Source organism: Mycobacterium sp. NBC_00419 (assembly GCF_036023875.1).
In the GTDB taxonomy this organism is placed as follows: Bacteria; Actinomycetota; Actinomycetes; order Mycobacteriales; family Mycobacteriaceae; genus Mycobacterium.
In genome coordinates, this window is the sequence record NZ_CP107931.1 from 2,315,999 (window position 1) to 2,333,438 (window position 17,440).

Consider the following 17,440-nt stretch of genomic DNA (forward strand, 5'->3'; position numbering starts at 1 on the left):
GTTAGGCGCCGTCGGCGGCGCCGGCGGGCAGGAACGAAGCGACCCGGGATCAGCTCGGGCGAGCAGAACCATCGAAAAAAGGAGTCGCGCGGTGGAATTCGACGTCACGATCGAGATCCCCAAGGGCCAGCGCAACAAGTACGAGGTCGACCACGAAACCGGCCGGGTGCGGCTCGATCGCTACCTCTACACCCCGATGGCCTACCCCGCGGACTACGGCTTCATCGAGGACACCCTCGGCGAAGACGGCGATCCGCTCGACGCCCTGGTGCTGCTGCCGCAGTCGGTGTTCCCCGGAGTGATCGTCGAGGCCCGCCCGGTCGGCATGTTCAAGATGGTCGACGAGGCCGGCGGCGACGACAAGGTGCTCTGCGTGCCCGCCGGCGACCCGCGCTGGGACCACATCCAGGACATCGGCGACGTGTCGAGCTTCGAACTGGAGTCGATCAAGCACTTCTTCGTGCACTACAAGGACCTCGAGCCCGGCAAGTACGTCAAGGCCGCCGACTTCGTCGGCCGCGCCGAGGCCGAGGCCGAGGTGGAACGCTCACGGGAGCGGTTCGCCGCCGAAGGTCACTGATTGAGAGCGCGGTGCAGGATTTAGCCTGCCCGTAACATCCGGTAACCCGGTTGTGGTTTGGGTTTCCCATGATGAACACGTGTTGTTGCATCAGGGCATCGGTCTGCAGGCTTTCAACGAGCTGCCGGATCGCAAGGCCGTGCACGCTCTCTACGAGTGCTGCAACAGCGTGACGCTGGCCAGGGATTTGGCCAGGGGACGCCCGTATGCCGACCACAATGCGTTGTTCCGGCGTGCCGACGCGCTGCTGTTCTCGCTCTCGGAGACCTCGATCGACGACATCCTGCAGGCCTATCCGCATGTCGGCAGCCGGCCGCGCAGCACCAAGTCGCAGGCCGAGCACTGCTCGGTGTGGGATGAGCGCCCCGAGGTGATGGCGGAACTCAACGCCGTGGTGCAGGACTACTCCGAACGCTTCGGCTACGACTTCGTCATGCACGTCGGCGGGCTGGCACCTGACTGCTGCGCCGAGTCGGTCATTGGCATGGTCCGCGACCGGATGCACCACGATCCCGAGACGGAGCGCAAAGTGGTGCGCAACGAGTTGGCCCGGATCAACCGCAGCCGCCTCGAGCGGATGCTGGGCCCCGAGGGCGGCTACGACAACTGGGGCTGACACCCCAACGCCGTCCGTCCGGCCGAGATGCGGCCCGACACTTAGGCTTGCCCGGTGACCGGCGCCGCGACCCCACAATTTCTGTCGTTTCCCGATCTGGCGGCGCGCCCGGCCGGCGGTTCGGTGGTGTGGGCCAACGACGACCTGTTCGCCGAGCGGGAGAACCTGATCAAGCCGCAGCCGGCGGAGTTCCGCCCGGCGACCTTCGGCCACAAGGGCCAGATCTACGACGGCTGGGAGACCCGCAGGCGCCGGGGAGTCACGGCCGACGACTGTGATCAGGCGATCGTGCGCCTCGGCGTGCCGGCCGTCGTGCACGGCGTCGTGATCGACACGGCCTGGTTCACCGGAAACTATCCCCCGCAGATCTCCGTCGAAGCCGCCTTCGTCGAGGGCTACCCCGGCGTCGGGGAGTTGCTCGAGGTGACCCCGTGGACCACCGTCGTCGAGCGCACAGGTGTCAACGGCGACACCCGAAACCCCTTCAAGGTCAACTCATCTCGCCGCTGGACGCACGTCCGGCTATCGATCTACCCCGACGGCGGCGTGGCGCGATTTCGGGTGCACGGCGAGGCGCTACTGGACCCCCGCTTCGCCCAGGGCACCCCGCTGGATCTCGCCGCGCTGGAGAACGGCGGCCGAGTCACCGCCTGCTCCAACATGTTCTACGGCTCGCCGAACAACCTGCTGCTGCCCGGCACAGCGCGCACGATGGGCGACGGCTGGGAGACCTCGCGGCGACGTGACGCCGGAAACGACTGGGTGCAGGTGCGATTGGCCGGGCAGGGCGTGCTCACCGGCGCCGAACTGGACACCTCGTACTTTCTGGGCAACAGCCCCGGACAGGGACGGCTGATGGGCCGCGACGGCTCCGGTGACTGGTTCGAGGTGCTGCCCGTGACGGACCTGCGGCCCGATACCCGGCACCGTTTCCTGCTCGACGACGCACCCCCGGTCACCGACGCCCGCCTGGACATCTACCCCGACGGCGGGATGGCCCGGCTGCGACTCTTCGGTCGGTTGACCGACGACGGGCTGCGCACGGTGCACCACAGGTGGGACGCCAGCGCCTAGATTGGCGATCGTGGCCCTATCGATGGATCCTCAAGTCCTCGGTTTCCTGCAGCCCTTGATGGAAGCCGCCGCCCAGCTCGAGCCGCCCGCCGTGGGGGACGTCGCCACCCGCCGGGAACGCGCTGTGCCGTTCTTCGAGGTGCTCGCCGCGGGCCGCCCACCGGTCAGTGGCGTGCAGGCCCACCACTACACCGTCACCGCCTCCGACGGTGCCGAGCTGCCGCTGACCTGGTACGTCCCGGACTCCGCCCCGCCGGGCAGCGCGGTTCTCTACCTGCACGGCGGCGGCATGATCTACAGCCTGGCCGAAACCTCGCCGGCCTACGACACCGGCGTGCGCGCCTACGTCGCCGCCTCCGGGGTGCCGATGCTGATGGTGGATTACCGTGTGGCACCTGAACATTCGGGCCTAACGCCGGTCGAGGACTGCTACGCCGCGCTGTGCTGGCTGGCCGAGCACGCCGGTGAGCTCGGTGTCGACCCGTCCCGGCTGGGGGTGGCCGGCGACAGCGCAGGTGGCGGGCTGGCCGCCGGGGTGAGCCTGCTGGCCCGCGACCGCGGCGGCCCGAACCTGGCGCTGCAGCTGCTGATCTACCCGATGCTCGACGACCGCACCACTACGCCGGATCCTGCACTGCCCCCGGAATTTCTGACCTGGACCTACGAAGACAACGTCACCGGCTGGGGTGCGCTGCTCGGCGACGCGGCCGGTGGTGCCGAGGTGTCGGCCTACTGTGCGCCCGCACGGGCGCAGGACCTGGCCGGCCTGCCACCGACCTACCTCGACACCGGCGATCTGGACATCTTCCGCGACGAGGATGTTCGCTATGCGCAGCGGCTCTTAGCGGCCGGGGTGCCCACCGAACTACATGTGCACCCGGGCTGCCCGCACGCCTTCGAGGCGCTGGCACCCGCGGCTGATGTGTCCCAGCGGGTGATCGCCGACCGGGTGCGCCGGCTGCGGGCGCTGTAGGCGTTGCAGACGCGGTCAGGCAGCCGAGATGCGAAGCCGGCTACGGATCCGGCGCAGCGCATCCTGAGCCTGGGGCCGCAGGTCCTCCTGCGGTGACAGCGGGATCAGCGTCACCCCGTCGGCCACCCCGGCGACGAACAGGTCGGCGACCATTCCGGCCAGGCCGTCCACCGTGCCCGCGTAGTGCACCGTCGACTCACCGGCATGTCCGGAGATCGCGGTGAGCGCGATGCGGGAGTCCTCGGCGACCGCGACGGCGACGTCGAGGACCACCGGGACGTCGGCGGGCAGCCGGCGGCGGCGGCGCTGGGCCTCTTGGAGATTGGCTGCTCGCAGGCGCACCACCGGGTGACCGCCTGCGGTGAGCTCCGTCCACTCCCCCACCGCGTCGGTGATGAACACCCGTGGACTGCGCCCGCGTGATTCCGGCATAGTCGCCACGCTAGGGACGCCGGTCCGGTCCGCCAACGGTTGCACTCAGCCGGACGCGAAAGAACCTCAGCCCTTGTTGGTTGCCCGGGTCTTGAGCAGGCTGGCCACCATCGTCAGGAACAACGTCAAGATGATGACCGCCAGGCTCAGCAGGGTCGGAATCTCGGGCACGTTGACGTGCTCGCCGCCGTTGATGAACGGCACGGTGTTCTCGTGCAATGCGTGCAGCACCAGCTTGACGCCGATGAAGAACAGGATGAACGCCAGGCCCTGCGACAGGTACACCAGGCGGTTCAGCAGGTCGCCGAGCAGGAAGTACAGCTGGCGCAACCCCATCAGCGCGAACAGGTTGGCGGTGAACACCAGATACGGCTCGCTGGTCAGCCCGTAGATCGCCGGGATCGAGTCGAGCGCGAACAACAGATCGGTGGTGCCCAACGCGACGATGACCAGAAACATCGGGGTCATCAGGCGCTTGCCGCCGTCCTTGATGTACAGCTTGAGTCCGTCCCACTTGTCAGTGGTGTTGAGGTAGGTCCGGGCGAAGCGCACCACCGCGTTCTCGGCGTCGTCGTCGTGGTCGGTGTCACGGACCAGCTTGACCGCGGTGACCACCAGGAACGCGCCGAAGATGTAGAAGATCCACGAAAACTTCGTGATCGCAACGGCTCCCAGCGCGATGAAGATGCCGCGGAACACCAGTGCGAGCACGATGCCGACCAGCAGCGCCTGCTGCTGGTACACCTTGGGCACGCCGAAGCTGGCCATGATGATGATGAAGATGAACAGGTTGTCCACCGACAGGCTGTACTCGGTGAGCCAGCCCGCGAAGAACTCCAGGCCGAACTGGCTGCCGTGGAAGTTCCACACCCAGATCCCGAACGCGATGGCCAGGCCCACGTAGAACGACAGATAGATGGCGCATTCGCGCATGGTCGGCTCGTGCGGCCGGCGGGCGATGACGATCACGTCGAACAGCAGGATGGCCACCGTCACCCCGAGGGTGATCAGCCACTCGAGCTGGGAAACATTCACAACAGACCTCCGGGCGTCACAAAACGTCCGAGGTCTCTTCCGCCGCATACAACTCGCGGCCCGCGGCACCGGACGGCCGATGACGGCCGCCGTGGTGACGACACCGCGACGAAGGAATACTCCCCTCTGCGAGCAGTCTGTCAGTAGTCACAGGACAGCACAAACCGACCGCGTCGGACGCTCTCCCGTAATCAGGGACGCCTAGTATCCACAGTCGTGGCGACGCCGGAAATTCCCGCTCAGTACCTGCTATCCGACCGTGCACCGGCGCCGCGCACCCTGATCGACATCCTCTACGACACCGCCGCCCGCTACCCCGACGCCGCGGCCCTCGACGACGGTGAGGTGGTGCTCACCTATTCGGAGCTGATCGCCGACATCGAGGACAGTGTGGAATGGCTCGGCGCGCGCGGCATCGGCCGCGGCGACCGCATCGGGATCCGGATGCCGTCGGGCAGCTACGCGCTGTACGTGGCGATCCTGTCGACCCTGGCCGCAGGTGCGGCGTATGTGCCGGTGGACGCCGACGATCCCGAGGAACGGGCGCATCTGGTGTTCGGTGAGGCCGAGGTCGTCGGCGTCATCACCGAGGCAGGGCTGACCCGCGGCCACGGTTCGTCTCGCGGCTGGCGCGCGACCGCCCCGCTGGGCCGCGACGATGCCTGGATCATCTTCACCTCCGGGTCCACCGGAACCCCCAAAGGCGTAGCCGTCACGCACCGCAACGCCGCCGCATTCGTCGACGCCGAAGCGCAGATGTTCCTGCAGGACAATCCCATTGGGCCCGGCGATCGGGTGCTGGCCGGACTGTCGGTGGCTTTCGACGCCTCGTGCGAGGAGATGTGGCTGGCGTGGCGCCACGGCGCCTGCCTGGTGCCCGCACCGCGCGCCCTGGTGCGCAGCGGCATGGACCTGGGCCCGTGGCTGGTGGCCCGCGACATCACCGTGGTCTCGACGGTGCCCACCCTGGCCTCGCTGTGGCCCGCCGAAGCGCTCGAGGCGGTGCGGCTGCTGATCTTCGGCGGCGAGGCCTGCCCTCCGGAGCTCGCCGAGCGCCTGGCGGTGGAGGGTCGCGAGGTGTGGAACACCTACGGGCCCACCGAGGCGACCGTGGTGGCCAGCGCCGCCAAGCTGGACGGGCACAGCCCGGTCAGCATCGGGCGCCCGCTGCCCGGCTGGGATCTGGCGGTAGTCGACGCCGAGGGCAACCCGGTGCCCCTCGGAAGTGTGGGTGAGCTGGTCATCGGGGGCGTCGGGCTGGCCCGCTACCTCGACCCGGACAAGGACGCCGAAAAGTACGCGCCGATGCCGTCGCTGGACTGGGCGCGGGCCTACCGCAGCGGAGACCTGGTGCGGCTGGAAGCCGATGGGCTGTACTTCCAGGGCCGCGCCGACGACCAGGTGAAGGTCGGCGGGCGGCGCATCGAACTCGGCGAGGTGGACTCCGCGCTGGTGCATCTCCCCGGGGTCAGCGGCGGCGCAGCGGCCGTGCGGCGCACCGCCAGCGGCACCCCGATGCTGGTCGGCTACATCGCGAGCGCCAATCCGGACTTCGATCTGACCGCTGCCCGCGCCCACCTGGCGCAGGCGCTGCCCGCCGCGCTGGTGCCCCGGCTGGTGCTGCTCGATGAATTGCCCACCCGCACCTCCGGGAAGGTGGACCGCAACGCACTGCCCTGGCCGCCGCCGGGATATCAGGAGTCCGAACCCGACCTCGGCGGCACGATGGGCTGGCTGGCCGGGTTGTGGCGCGACGTCCTCGGCGCGGTCGTCGACGGGCCGGAAGCCGACTTCTTCGCCCTGGGCGGCGGGTCGCTGTCCGCGGCCCAGCTGGTGGCAGCACTGCGCGATCGCTTCCCGCAGCTGACAGTCGCCCAGCTCTACGACCATCCGCGGCTGGGGTCGCTGGCCGAGTTCCTCGACGAGCAGGCGCCCGCGGTCGCGGTGACTCCGCGCGTCGTCAAGCCCACCCCGGTCAGCACCCAGATCGCCCAGGTCCTGCTGTCGGTTCCGCTGGCCACACTGACCGGACTGCAATGGCTGACCTGGCTGATGTTGATCAACAACATCACCGCCGCCGTACACCCACTGCCGTGGCTGGCGCCGGTGAGCTGGTGGGTGGTGGCGGTGGCCTTCGTCGCGTTCATCACCCCGATCGGACGGATGGGCATCGCGGTGCTGGGCGCGCGCATGCTGCTGTCCGGACTGCAACCCGGCACCTACCGCCGCGGCGGGCCCGAACACCTGCGGGTGTGGCTGGCGGAGCGACTGGCCGACGCCAGTGGTGCGGAGAACCTGGCCGGGGCGCCGTGGCTGGTGTACTACGCCCGCGCGCTGGGTAACACCGTCGGCAAAGGCGTGGACCTGCATTCGGCGCCTCCGGTGACCGGGATGCTCAAGCTGGGTCACCGCTGCTCCATCGAGCCGGAGGTGGACCTGACCGGGCACTGGATCGACGGCGACCTGTTCCACGTCGGACCGATCACCGTCGGCAACGACGCGACGATCGGGGCACGCACCACCCTGTTTCCCGGGTCGGTGATCGGCAAGGACGCCGACGTCGCGCCCGGCTCCGGGGTGGTCGGCAAGGTCAAGAACGGCCAGTACTGGAAGGGTTCACCGGCGGTGAAGTCCGGCAAGGCCCGTCATCCGTGGCCGCAGCATCGGCCGCCGCGGGCCCTGCAGTGGGTGGCGATCTACGGGCTGACCTCGATCCTGCTCAGTGCCCTGCCGCTGGCCGCGCTGGCCGCCGGCCTTGCCGTCCCGGCCTGGAAGGCCCGACACGCCGCGACGTTGGAGTCCGCGATTGTGATTGCCGCGCCGTGGATTCCGGTGGCAGCCCTGGTCGCGATGGCCGTGTACGCACTGCTGACCGTCATCAAGGTGCGGGTGCTCTCCCTCGGCCTGCGAGAGGGCTACCACCCGGTCCGCAGCCGCACCGGCTGGCAGATGTGGGCCACCGAGCGGTTGATGGACGCCGCCCGCAACTACCTGTTCCCGATTTATGCCAGCCTGCTCACCCCGTGGTGGCTGCGCGCGCTGGGTGCGAAAGTCGGCCGCAATACCGAGATTTCGACCGCCCTGCTGACACCGAAGTTCACCGTCATCGAGGACGGCGCGTTCCTGGCCGACGACACCATGGTGGCGTCCTACGAACTCGGTGGCGGGTGGATCCACGCCGCCAAGGCCACTGTCGGCAAGCGGGCGTTCCTGGGCAACTCCGGTATCACCCAGCCGGGACGGCGAGTCCCCGACGACGGCCTGGTGGCGGTGCTGTCCGCCGCGCCGCACAAGGCCAAGGCCGGTTCGTCGTGGCTTGGAAGTCCACCGATCCGGTTGCGCCGGCACGCCGACCAGGCCGACGCCGCACTGACCTACCAGCCGCCGATGCGGTTGAAGATCATGCGTTCCGCCGTCGAGACGTGCCGGCTGATTCCGGTCGTGGTGACGTTCGCGATCGGGGTGGCCGTGCTGGTGACCCTGCAGGCTCTGGCGCTGCGTTTCGGCTACGGCTGGGCCGCGCTGGCGTGCGGGGTCATCCTGCTGGTGGCCGGCGCGGTCGCCGGTGGAACAGCAGTGGCCGCCAAATGGCTTGTGGTTGGCCGTATCCGGGCCGTCGAGTACCCGCTGTGGTCGTCGTTCGTCTGGCGCAACGAGGTGTCGGACACCTTCGTCGAGACGGTGGCCGCACCGTGGTTTGCCCGCGCCGCGAGCGGCACACCGGTGATGAACCTGTGGCTGCGGGCACTGGGCGCCAAGATCGGCCGCGGCGTGTGGTGCGAAACCTATTGGCTACCCGAGGCGGACCTGGTGACCTTGCAGCGCGGCAGCACCGTCAACCGCGGATGCGTGGTGCAGACCCACCTGTTCCACGACCGGATCATGCGGATGGACACGGTGATTCTCGCCGAGGGCGCGACACTGGGCCCGCATTGCGTCGCCTTGCCCGCCGCCAAACTGGGCGCCGGGGCGACCGTCGGTCCCGCCTCCCTGGTCATGCGCGGCGACGAGGTTCCCCCGTCCAGCCGCTGGCAGGGCAATCCCATTGCACCATGGGTTGTTTCACGCAAGAAGTCCCGAGACCGGCAGTCGGGGGACGCGGCGGCATGAAACGGCCCGCCAAGAAAGCCGCCAAGAAAGGCGGTGTCCCTGTGATCGACCCTTACCTGCCCAACAACGGCAACTTCGGCTACCGGGTGTCGCGTTACGAACTCGAACTGGAGTACAAGGTCGCCATCAACCGGCTGACCGGAACCGCCACCATCACCGCCGCCACGCTGGCGTCGTTGAAGACGTTCACACTCGACCTGGCCGCCACGCTGTCGGTCACCAAGGTGACGGTCAACGGGCGCAGGCCGGCGAACTTCCGAACCTCGGGCGGCAAGCTGCACATCACCCTGGGCGCCGCGTTGCCCGCCGGGGCCGCGATGTCCATCGAGGTGCGCTACGGCGGATCACCGCGCCCCATCCGAACCTATTGGGGTGAAGTCGGTTTCGAGGAGCTGTCCAACGGAGTGCTAGTCGCCGGTCAGCCCAACGGTGCCGCATCGTGGTTCCCGTGTGACGACCACCCCAGCGCCAAGGCCAGCTACCGCATCCAGATCAGCACCGACACCCCGTACCGGGCGCTGGCCAACGGCGAGTTGGTGTCGCGGCGGGTTCGGGCGGCGCACACGGTGTGGACCTACGACCAGCCCGAGCCGACGTCGACCTACCTGGTGACCCTGCAGATCGGCATGTACGGCGTGCAGAAGTTCCCCAAGGCGCCGGTACAGATGCAGGCGCTGCTGCCGGATCGGTTGCGGGCCAACTTCGATCACGACTTCGGCCGCCAGCCGCAGATGATGAAGCTGTTCGTCAAACTGTTCGGCCCCTATCCGCTGGCCAACGGCTACACCGTCGTCGTCACCGACGATGATCTTGAGATTCCCCTTGAAGCCCAGGGTATTTCGATCTTCGGTGCCAACCACTGCGACGGTTCCCGCGGCTCGGAACGGCTGATCGCTCACGAGCTGGCACACCAGTGGTTCGGCAACAGCGTGACCGCGCGCCGCTGGCGCGACATCTGGCTGCACGAGGGATTCGCCTGTTACGCCGAATGGTTGTGGTCGGAACACTCCGGCGGTCTGACCGCCGATCAGTGGGCCCGGCACTACCACCAGAAGCTGGCCGCATCCCCGCAGAATCTGCTGCTGGCCGACCCCGGCCCACGGGACATGTTCGACGACCGCGTCTACAAGCGCGGGGCGTTGACGTTGCACGTACTGCGCACCACCATCGGCGACGAGAAGTTCTTCGCACTGCTGCGGGACTGGACCACCCGGCACCGGCACGCGACCGTGGTCACCGACGATTTCACCGGCCTGGCCGCCAACTACGCCGACGTATCACTGCGCCCGCTGTGGAGTGCGTGGCTGTTCTCGACCGAAGTACCGCGGCTATGACCGACGCCGGCGCGTCGTTCGACGCGCTGAGCGCGGCAGGACCGGACCAGGTGCGTTCCGCGGCGATCAGCCGAGGCAGCGTCGCCCGCGTCGGGGTGGCCACGGCGATCTCCGCGCTGTGCGGCTACGCCGTGCTGTACCTGGCCGCCCGCGACCTCGACCCGGCCGGTTTCTCGGTGTTCGGGGTGTTCTGGGGTGCCTTCGGCCTGGTGGGCGGCGCGGCCTACGGGCTGCTGCAGGAGGCGACCCGGGAAGTCCGGACCGCCGGTTACATCGACGTCGCCGAGGGGCCGCGCACCCACCCGATGCGGGTCAGTGCCGGGCTCGGGGTGGCCGGGGCGCTGCTGATGGCGGCGACGTCGCCGCTGTGGGCTCCGCACGTCTTCAGCGAGGCCGGCACGCTGTCGGTGGCGCTGCTGAGCGCCGGGCTGGCCGGCTTCTGCCTGCACGCCACGCTGCTCGGACTGCTCGCCGGGATCGGGCAGTGGGGTCAGTACGGCGCGCTGATGGTCGCCGATGCCGTCATCCGGGTAGCGGTGGCCGGTGCGGCGTTCCTGTTCGGCTGGGGTCTGGTGGGGTTCCTGTGGGCGACCGTCGGCGGCGCGGTGGGCTGGCTGCTGCTGTTGACGGTGTCGCCGACCGCGCGCGAGGCGGCCAAGCTTCGCACCCCGGGCGGGACGTCGACCTTCCTGCGCGGCGCGGCGCATTCGATCGCCGCCGCGGGCGCCAGCGCGATCCTGGTGATGGGTTTCCCGGTCCTGCTGAAGGCGACCTCCGGTGAGCTGGGTGCCGCAGGCGGGGTGGTGATCCTGGCGGTGACGCTGACCCGTGCGCCGCTGCTGGTGCCGCTGACCGCGATGCAGGGCAACCTGATCGCCCACTTCGTCGACCACCGCGGCCACCGCCTCAAGTCGCTGATCGCCCCGGCCGCGGCGGTGCTGGCGCTGGGCACCGTCGGTGTGCTGGGGGCCTGGCTGGCCGGACCATGGCTGATCCGGGTCGCCTTCGGTGACGAGTACACCCCGGGCGGGGCGCTACTCGGCTGGCTGACCGCGGGCGCGGTGGCGATCGCCCTGCTGACGCTGACCGGTGCCGCGACGGTGGCCGCTGCCCTGCACCGGGCCTACTCGATCGGCTGGGTCGGGGCCACGGTGGCCTCAGGTCTGCTGCTGACACTGCCGCTGAATTTGGAGGATCGCACCGTGATCGCCCTGCTGTGCGGTCCGCTGGTCGGCATCGCCGTCCACCTGGCCGCACTGTCTCGCGCCGGACACTGAACCGGCCAGAATCAGCGTGTACGTTGTGGGCATCGAAACGCCCTGCCCCGACGCCTGGATCATCGTCCCGGCGTTCAACGAAGCGAAGGTCATCGGCGACGTCATCACCGACCTGCGCCAGACCTTCGCTCACGTCGTGTGCGTCGACGACGGCAGTCGTGACGACACCGCCGAGATCGCGCTGCGCGCCGGTGCCCACGTGGTGCGCCACCCGGTCAACCTCGGCCAGGGAGCGGCCATCCAGACCGGCGTGGAGTACGCCCGCCGTCAGCCCGGGGCGGCGGTGTTCGTCACGTTCGACGCCGACGGCCAGCACCGGGTCAAGGATGTCCTGGCGATGATCGAGCGGCTGTCCGCCGGTGACGTCGACGTCGTCGTCGGAACCCGGTTCTCCGGGTCCACGGTCAGCCACACCCCGCCGCTGAAGAAGCTGATCCTGCGTACGGCGGCGTTGCTCAGTCCCAGCAGCCGTCGACTCGGGCTCACCGACGCCCACAACGGGCTGCGGGTGTTCAACAAAACGGTGGCCGACAACCTGAACCTGACGATGAACGGGATGAGCCATGCCAGCGAGTTCGTCCAGCTCATCGTCGAGAACGACTGGCGAGTGGCCGAGGAGCCGGTTGAGATCCTCTACACCGACTACTCGATGTCGAAGGGCCAGCCGCTGCTCAACGGGGTGAACATCGTCTTCGACGGTTTCCTGCGCGGAAGGATGCGCCGATGAACTGGATTCAGGTGCTGCTGATCGCGGCCGTCATCGCGCTGCTGGTGTACCTGCTGCGCTCCCGCACCAACGCCAAGGCGAAAGCCTGGGTGAAGGTCGGCTACGTGGTGTTCGTGATCGCAGCGGTCTACGCCATCCTGCGACCCGATGACACGACTGTGCTGGCCAATTGGCTCGGTGTGCGGCGCGGCGCCGACCTGATCACCTATGCGTTGATCATCGCCTTCGTGTTCACGACGCTGAGCACGTATCTGCGGTTCAAGGAACTCGAGCTGCGCTATGCCCGGCTGGCCCGGGCGGTAGCCCTCGACGGCGCCCGCGTCCCGGACGCCTAGCCCAGTTTTCGGAAGTACTCGACGGTGCGCTGGACGCCCTCGTCGAGGTGCACCTGCGGATGCCAGCCGAGCACCATCTGGGCCTTGCGGACATCCAGGCACGACCGGCTCAGATCACCCAGCCGCGCGGGTGCCGTCTCGGGTGCGTCGGGGGCGCCGACGGCCTTGGCGACCGCGGTGTGCAACGCGCGGTCGGACGTCTCGACACCGGTGCCGATGTTGAACCGCTGGCCGCCGCCCGCCGCACCGGAGGCCCGCACGAAGGCGTCGACCACGTCGTCGACGAAGACGTAGTCGCGGGTGTTGGACCCGCCGAACACCTTGGTGGGCCGGCCCTCCAGGAGCGCGGTGGCGAAGATCGCGACCACCCCGGCCTCACCGTGCGGATTCTGCCGCGGGCCGTAGACATTGGACGGTGCGATGTGCGAGCACTCCAGACCGTAGAGGTGGCGGAACGTGTTGAGATAGGTTTCCCCGGCGACTTTGCTTGCCGCATAGGGTGATTCGGGATTGGTGGGCGCGGTCTCGTTGGTCGGGTAGTTCTTGGGCACACCGTAGACGGAGCCGCCCGAGGAGGTGAACACCACTTTGCGCACCCCGGCGCGCCGCGCCGCCTCCGCCAGGCGCACGGTGCCGATGACGTTGACAGTCGCGTCGAACTGGGGGTCGGCGACCGAACGCCGGACGTCGATCTGGGCGGCCAGGTGGTAGACCACCTCGGGCTTGTGCTCGTCGAGCAGGGCCGCCAGATCGGCCGTGACGATGTCGGTCTCAACGAAGTGCAGACCGCCGTGCGCGTGGGCGTCGTCGAGGTTGGCGGCCCGGCCGGAACTCAGATCGTCGATGCCGACGACGGTGTGGCCGTCGGCAAGCAGCCGATCCACCAGCGCCGATCCGATGAACCCGGCAGCTCCGGTGACTAGTACCTGCATTCCTGCCAGCCTACCGAGAGGACGTACAGTCGAGGCGATGGCAGTTCCGGCACAGGTGGCGCGTGTGTCACCGGTCGCAGTGGCGGCCGTCGTTCTGATCGCGCTGCAGCTGGTGGTACGCGCCGTGCTCGCGGTCGAAGGCTATTTCTACTGGGACGACCTGATCCTGGTGGGACGGGCCGGGACACAGGGCCTGCTGTCGCCGTCGTACCTCTTCGACGACCACGACGGTCACGTGATGCCCGGGGCCTTCCTGGTGGCCGGGCTGATCACCCGGTTGGCCCCACTGGTGTGGACGTGGCCGGCGGTGAGCCTGATCGTGTTGCAACTGCTGGTGTCGCTGTCGTTACTACGGGCTCTGCACGTGATCCTGGGCTGGCGCCCAGTGCTGCTGGTCCCGCTGACCTTTGCACTGTTCACCCCGCTGGGCGTGCCGGGTTTCGCCTGGTGGGCTGCCGCACTGAACTCACTGCCGATGCTGGCGGCGCTGGCATGGGTCTGCGGTGACGCAATCTTGTTGGTGCGCACCGGAAATCGGCGGTACGCGGTCAGCGGTGTGCTGGTGTTCTTCGGCGGTCTGCTGTTCTTCGAGAAGGCCGCTGTGATTCCGTACGTGGCCTTCATCATGGTCGCTTTGCTGTTGCACGTTGCGGGTGATCCGCTCGCAATACGCACGGCGTGGCGCGGTGGTGTGCGGCTGTGGGCACCGGCGCTGGCGCTGACCGCGGCGTGGATCGGGGTCTATCTGCTCGTGGTGGATCAACAGCGGTGGAGTTCGGACCTGGCGATGACGTGGGATCTGTTGCGCCGCTCCTTCACTCACGGGATCGTGCCTGGGCTGGCCGGCGGCCCGTGGCAGTGGCAGCGGTGGGCGCCCGCCTCGCCGTGGGGGGTGCCGCCGACGTCGGTGATGATCCTCGGTTGGCTGGCGCTGGCCGCGACGCTCTCCGTGACGCTGGCGCGCAAACAGCGCCTCGGCCCGGTGTGGCTGGTGGCGCTGGCCTATGCGGTGGCCTGCCAGATTCCGATCTATCTGATGCGCTCCTCGCGATTCACCGCTTTGGAGTTGGCCCAAACCCTGCGCTATTTCCCCGATCTCGTCGTCGTGCTGGCACTACTGGCCGCGGTCGGCCTGTGCGCACCGAACCGGCCGTCCTCGGGCTGGCTGGACGCGTCGCTCGCGCGCACCGTGGTGGTGGCCGGAGTCGCGGTGGCGTTCCTGGCCAGCAGCCTGTACTCGACGTCGACGTTCCTGACCAGCTGGAAGGACAACCCGGCGCAGCCCTACCTGCGCAACGCAATCCGCGGACTGGCTGACGCCCGAGCGTCCTCGTCGGCCCCCCTGCTGGATCAGGAGGTGGACCCGCTGGTGTTGCAGCGCGTCGCCTACCCCGAGAATTTGGCAAGCCACATGTTCGCGCTCATCCGGGATCGGCCCGAATTCGCCTCATCAACAACTCAATTGCGAATGCTGGACACCAGCGGTCGGTTGGTCGACGCCAATGTGACGTGGGTGCGCACGATCACACCAGGACCCCAGGCGGGTTGCGGCTATTTCGTCCAGCCGGGCGTCCCGGTACGGATGCCGCTGGACGGGCCGATGCTGCCCGCGGACTGGACGGCCGAGATCAACTATCTGGCCAACAGCGACGGTTCGATGACGATGGCGCTCTCCGAGGGTCCGGAGACCAAGGTGACGGTGCATCCCGGCCTCAACCGGGTGTTCGTCCGGTTGCCCGGTGCCGGTGACGCGATCACGGTGCGAGCGACGACGGCCGCGCTGTCGCTGTGCCTGGCCTCAGGCCCGGTGGGCTATCTAGCGCCCAGCCGGTAAGCCCCCTCGGGGTGTGGGAAAGTAGTTTGCATGTCTAAGTTGCGTGAGGATGGCCTGCAGGTGATGCGGGAGATGCTGCCGGGCGTGATACCCGACGGTGACGTCGACTTCAGCGGCGGGTTCGCCGGTGAGTTCATGGATATCGGCCTGGAGAACGTGTTCGGCCAGCTGTGGACCCGCGAGGGGCTCAGCCGCCGCGACCGCAGCCTGGTCACCCTGGGCATCCTGATCGCGCTGCGCGCGAGCGACGAGCTCAAGGCGCACTTCAAGATCGCCCGGCAGAACGGCCTGTCTGATGACGAGCTGGCTGAGGTGATCTACCACGCCAGCGGCTACGCAGGATTCCCGGCGGCGTCCACCGCCAAGAACATCGCGATCGAGGCGCTCTTCCCGGGCTGACGGTCACCGCACCCTCGCCGAGTGGCCAGTTATGACACGTGATCGGGTCGAATGCGTGTCATAGGTGGCCACTCGCCGGAAACAGTTTCACCCGGTCCCGCACCGTGACAATATGGCGATATTGGAATGCGGAGCGAGGCGGGGATCAGGTGACCATGCAAAGAAATGCCCGGGGCATCGGCAATGCGCTGATGAGCGGGTCTGCGCTGCGGGCCTGATGACTCTCGCTGCGGCCGCTGCGTCCTGGCTCGTCCTAGCAATGTGGGCGTACGCCCGCTATCGACGCGACCGTGACAACGACCCGGTCGATTTTGACGACACCATTTGGTAGTCGTGCGACTTCCCGGAACGCCCGGGCAGCGGTGTTGGGGTGAACATGGAGCCGCCTGGGGGAATCGAACCCCCGACCTATTCATTACGAGTGAATCGCTCTACCGACTGAGCTAAGGCGGCGTGGCCGTGGCGATGAGCGCTTGCGCGAAGAGCATCCCGTCACGGACCGAGCAGTGAGTCTACAGGTCCGAGCGCAACGCCTGACCCACGGTGGCCACCAGGGCATCGACGGCGAACTTGGGCTTGACGTTCATCGCGAGCGCCTCCCGGCACTCGAGCACCGCCTCGATGCAGCGCAGTAACCGTTCTGGGGAGGCGTGCGCGGCCATGGCCGCGACTTTGTCGGCCATATCGGGGTGATTCGGCGCGACCGTAGCGCCCTCGGCCAGCAACAGCGCATCGCGGAAGTAGGTCGCGAGGTCGATCAGCGCGCGGTCCAGGGCGTCCCGCGATGCCCGGGTCTGCCGGGACTTCTGGCGACGCTCGAGGTCCTTGATCGCCCCCGCAGACCCCCGCAACGCGCCTGCCGTGCCCTTGCCGGTGCCGCCGGCCCCCAGTGCCGTGCGCAACTCCTCGGCTTCGGCTTCATCGCGCCCGCCGGTAAGGGCACGGGACTCAGCCTCTGCGGTGGCCACCAACTCCTCGGCGGCGGCATACGCCCGCGACGGCGTCGCCGCGTCCCGCGCCAGGCTCAGTGCGCGGGTCCGGCGCTCCCGCGCCTCTGAATCAGTGGCCAAGCGACGGGCCCGCCCGACATGGCCGCCACTGACCGAGGCCGCCCACTGTGCATCCTCGGGGTCCAGGCCGTCGGTGTCGATGAGAACCTGCGCGATCGCCGCCGTCGGGGGCGTCACCAACGGCACATGCCGGCACCGCGACCGCAGGGTGATCGCGATGTCCTCGGGGTCCACCGACGGCGCACAGAGCAGAAAGACCGTCGACGGCGGCGGCTCCTCGACCACTTTCAGCAGCGCGTTCGCCGCGCCTTCAGTGAGCCGGTCGGCATCTTCGACCACGACGATCTGCCATCGCCCGGTGCTGGGCCGCCGCGAGGCGATCTGAACGATGGCCCGCATCTCGTCGACGCCGATCGAAAGGCCCTCGGGGATGATGCGACGCACGTCACCGTGGGTTCCGGCCATCGTCGTCGTGCACGCCCGGCACTCGCCGCATCCCGGCGTGCCCTCGGACGTGCACTGCAGCGCCGCGGCGAAACACAGCGCCGCGATTGACCGGCCCGAACCGGGCGGGCCGGTGATCAGCCAGGCATGTGTCATGGTGCCGGTCGCGGAGACATCGTGAGCGGAATCACCCCGGGCAGCGCGGGCCGTGGCGACCAGCTCGGCTTCCACCGCAGTTTGGCCCACCAGCCGCGTAAATACCCCGGACATCACCTCCAGACCCTAGTGCGCAGCCACGACACATCCGTTCCGCGGTGGCTCCTTAAGG

At 68.5% G+C, this 17,440-nt stretch carries 15 protein-coding genes and 1 tRNA gene; 11 read left to right on the forward strand and 5 right to left on the reverse strand.

Annotated elements, in window-relative coordinates; genetic code table 11:
* The first annotated feature begins 91 nt into the window (after positions 1-91).
* The 4 genes from OG976_RS11030 to OG976_RS11045 all read left to right on the forward strand — a co-directional run bounded on the left by OG976_RS11030 (position 92) and on the right by OG976_RS11045 (position 3,243).
* Positions 92-580: an inorganic diphosphatase gene (locus OG976_RS11030; RefSeq protein ID WP_167097186.1), complete on the forward strand. Its 489-nt coding sequence runs from the start codon at positions 92-94 to the stop codon at positions 578-580.
* Between the two features lie 79 nt (positions 581-659).
* Positions 660-1,196: a 2-oxo-4-hydroxy-4-carboxy-5-ureidoimidazoline decarboxylase gene (locus tag OG976_RS11035; RefSeq protein ID WP_328361820.1), complete on the forward strand. Its 537-nt coding sequence runs from the start codon at positions 660-662 to the stop codon at positions 1,194-1,196.
* A gap of 54 nt (positions 1,197-1,250) precedes the next feature.
* On the forward strand, positions 1,251-2,270 hold the full coding sequence (gene alc / locus OG976_RS11040; protein WP_328361823.1) for an allantoicase: 1,020 nt from the start codon (positions 1,251-1,253) through the stop codon (positions 2,268-2,270).
* A 10-nt stretch (positions 2,271-2,280) separates the two neighbouring features.
* The gene (locus tag OG976_RS11045; protein ID WP_328361826.1) at positions 2,281-3,243 is read left to right on the forward strand and encodes an alpha/beta hydrolase; all 963 of its coding nucleotides are present in this window, start codon (positions 2,281-2,283) and stop codon (positions 3,241-3,243) included.
* 15 nt (positions 3,244-3,258) lie between these two features.
* Here the strand turns inward: OG976_RS11045 and OG976_RS11050 are convergent, their stop codons facing one another.
* Complete coding sequence (locus tag OG976_RS11050; protein ID WP_328361829.1) at positions 3,259-3,675, reverse strand: hypothetical protein; 417 nt, start codon at positions 3,673-3,675, stop codon at positions 3,259-3,261.
* 66 nt (positions 3,676-3,741) lie between these two features.
* Positions 3,742-4,710: a TerC family protein gene (locus OG976_RS11055; protein ID WP_328361832.1), complete on the reverse strand. Its 969-nt coding sequence runs from the start codon at positions 4,708-4,710 to the stop codon at positions 3,742-3,744.
* Positions 4,711-4,926: 216 nt separating this feature from the next.
* On the opposite strand from OG976_RS11055, the gene OG976_RS11060 reads away from it, so the two are divergent.
* The 5 genes from OG976_RS11060 to OG976_RS11080 are packed head-to-tail and all read left to right on the forward strand — an operon-like array spanning position 4,927 to position 12,493.
* Positions 4,927-8,820, forward strand: coding sequence for a Pls/PosA family non-ribosomal peptide synthetase (locus tag OG976_RS11060; RefSeq protein ID WP_328361835.1), 3,894 nt, complete (start codon positions 4,927-4,929; stop codon positions 8,818-8,820).
* Complete coding sequence (locus tag OG976_RS11065; RefSeq protein WP_328361838.1) at positions 8,817-10,154, forward strand: M1 family metallopeptidase; 1,338 nt, start codon at positions 8,817-8,819, stop codon at positions 10,152-10,154. The genes OG976_RS11060 and OG976_RS11065 overlap by 4 nt, the downstream gene beginning before the upstream one ends.
* On the forward strand, positions 10,151-11,431 hold the full coding sequence (locus OG976_RS11070) for a lipopolysaccharide biosynthesis protein (protein ID WP_328361842.1): 1,281 nt from the start codon (positions 10,151-10,153) through the stop codon (positions 11,429-11,431). Before OG976_RS11065 ends, OG976_RS11070 begins: the two co-directional genes overlap by 4 nt.
* 25 nt (positions 11,432-11,456) lie before the next feature.
* Positions 11,457-12,158, forward strand: a complete 702-nt coding sequence (locus OG976_RS11075) for a glycosyltransferase family 2 protein (protein ID WP_328361845.1) — start codon at positions 11,457-11,459, stop codon at positions 12,156-12,158.
* Positions 12,155-12,493 (forward strand): DUF2304 domain-containing protein, encoded by a 339-nt coding sequence (locus OG976_RS11080; RefSeq protein WP_328361848.1) that lies wholly within the window; start codon positions 12,155-12,157, stop codon positions 12,491-12,493. Before OG976_RS11075 ends, OG976_RS11080 begins: the two co-directional genes overlap by 4 nt.
* Here the strand turns inward: OG976_RS11080 and OG976_RS11085 are convergent.
* Positions 12,490-13,425: an NAD-dependent epimerase/dehydratase family protein gene (locus OG976_RS11085; RefSeq protein ID WP_328361851.1), complete on the reverse strand. Its 936-nt coding sequence runs from the start codon at positions 13,423-13,425 to the stop codon at positions 12,490-12,492. The two genes, OG976_RS11080 and OG976_RS11085, sit on opposite strands and share 4 nt — an antisense overlap.
* Before the next feature lie 37 nt (positions 13,426-13,462).
* On the opposite strand from OG976_RS11085, the gene OG976_RS11090 reads away from it, so the two are divergent.
* Both OG976_RS11090 and OG976_RS11095 read left to right on the forward strand, forming a co-directional pair.
* Positions 13,463-15,259 carry a hypothetical protein gene (locus OG976_RS11090; RefSeq protein ID WP_328361854.1) on the forward strand — a complete coding sequence of 599 codons (1,797 nt, stop codon included), beginning with the start codon at positions 13,463-13,465 and terminating at the stop codon, positions 15,257-15,259.
* A gap of 30 nt (positions 15,260-15,289) precedes the next feature.
* Positions 15,290-15,658, forward strand: a complete 369-nt coding sequence (locus OG976_RS11095) for a carboxymuconolactone decarboxylase family protein (protein WP_328361857.1) — start codon at positions 15,290-15,292, stop codon at positions 15,656-15,658.
* A gap of 377 nt (positions 15,659-16,035) precedes the next feature.
* On the opposite strand, the gene OG976_RS11100 is transcribed toward OG976_RS11095, so the two are convergent.
* Positions 16,036-16,111, reverse strand: a tRNA-Thr gene (locus OG976_RS11100).
* 59 nt (positions 16,112-16,170) lie between these two features.
* Positions 16,171-17,382: a DNA polymerase III subunit delta' gene (locus tag OG976_RS11105; RefSeq protein ID WP_328361860.1), complete on the reverse strand. Its 1,212-nt coding sequence runs from the start codon at positions 17,380-17,382 to the stop codon at positions 16,171-16,173.
* Positions 17,383-17,440: the final 58 nt, after the last annotated feature.

Excerpts from the sequence above, each read along its gene's own strand:
- OG976_RS11080 (WP_328361848.1), top strand. The coding sequence starts at position 12,155 with ATGAACTGGATTCAGGTGCTGCTGATCGCGGCCGTCATCGCGCTGCTG.
- OG976_RS11105 (WP_328361860.1), bottom strand. The coding sequence starts at position 17,382 with ATGTCCGGGGTATTTACGCGGCTGGTGGGCCAAACTGCGGTGGAAGCC.
- OG976_RS11065 (WP_328361838.1), top strand. The coding sequence starts at position 8,817 with ATGAAACGGCCCGCCAAGAAAGCCGCCAAGAAAGGCGGTGTCCCTGTG.
- OG976_RS11095 (WP_328361857.1), top strand. The coding sequence starts at position 15,290 with ATGTCTAAGTTGCGTGAGGATGGCCTGCAGGTGATGCGGGAGATGCTG.
- OG976_RS11085 (WP_328361851.1), bottom strand. The coding sequence starts at position 13,425 with ATGCAGGTACTAGTCACCGGAGCTGCCGGGTTCATCGGATCGGCGCTG.
- OG976_RS11070 (WP_328361842.1), top strand. The coding sequence starts at position 10,151 with ATGACCGACGCCGGCGCGTCGTTCGACGCGCTGAGCGCGGCAGGACCG.
- OG976_RS11050 (WP_328361829.1), bottom strand. The coding sequence starts at position 3,675 with ATGCCGGAATCACGCGGGCGCAGTCCACGGGTGTTCATCACCGACGCG.
- OG976_RS11090 (WP_328361854.1), top strand. The coding sequence starts at position 13,463 with ATGGCAGTTCCGGCACAGGTGGCGCGTGTGTCACCGGTCGCAGTGGCG.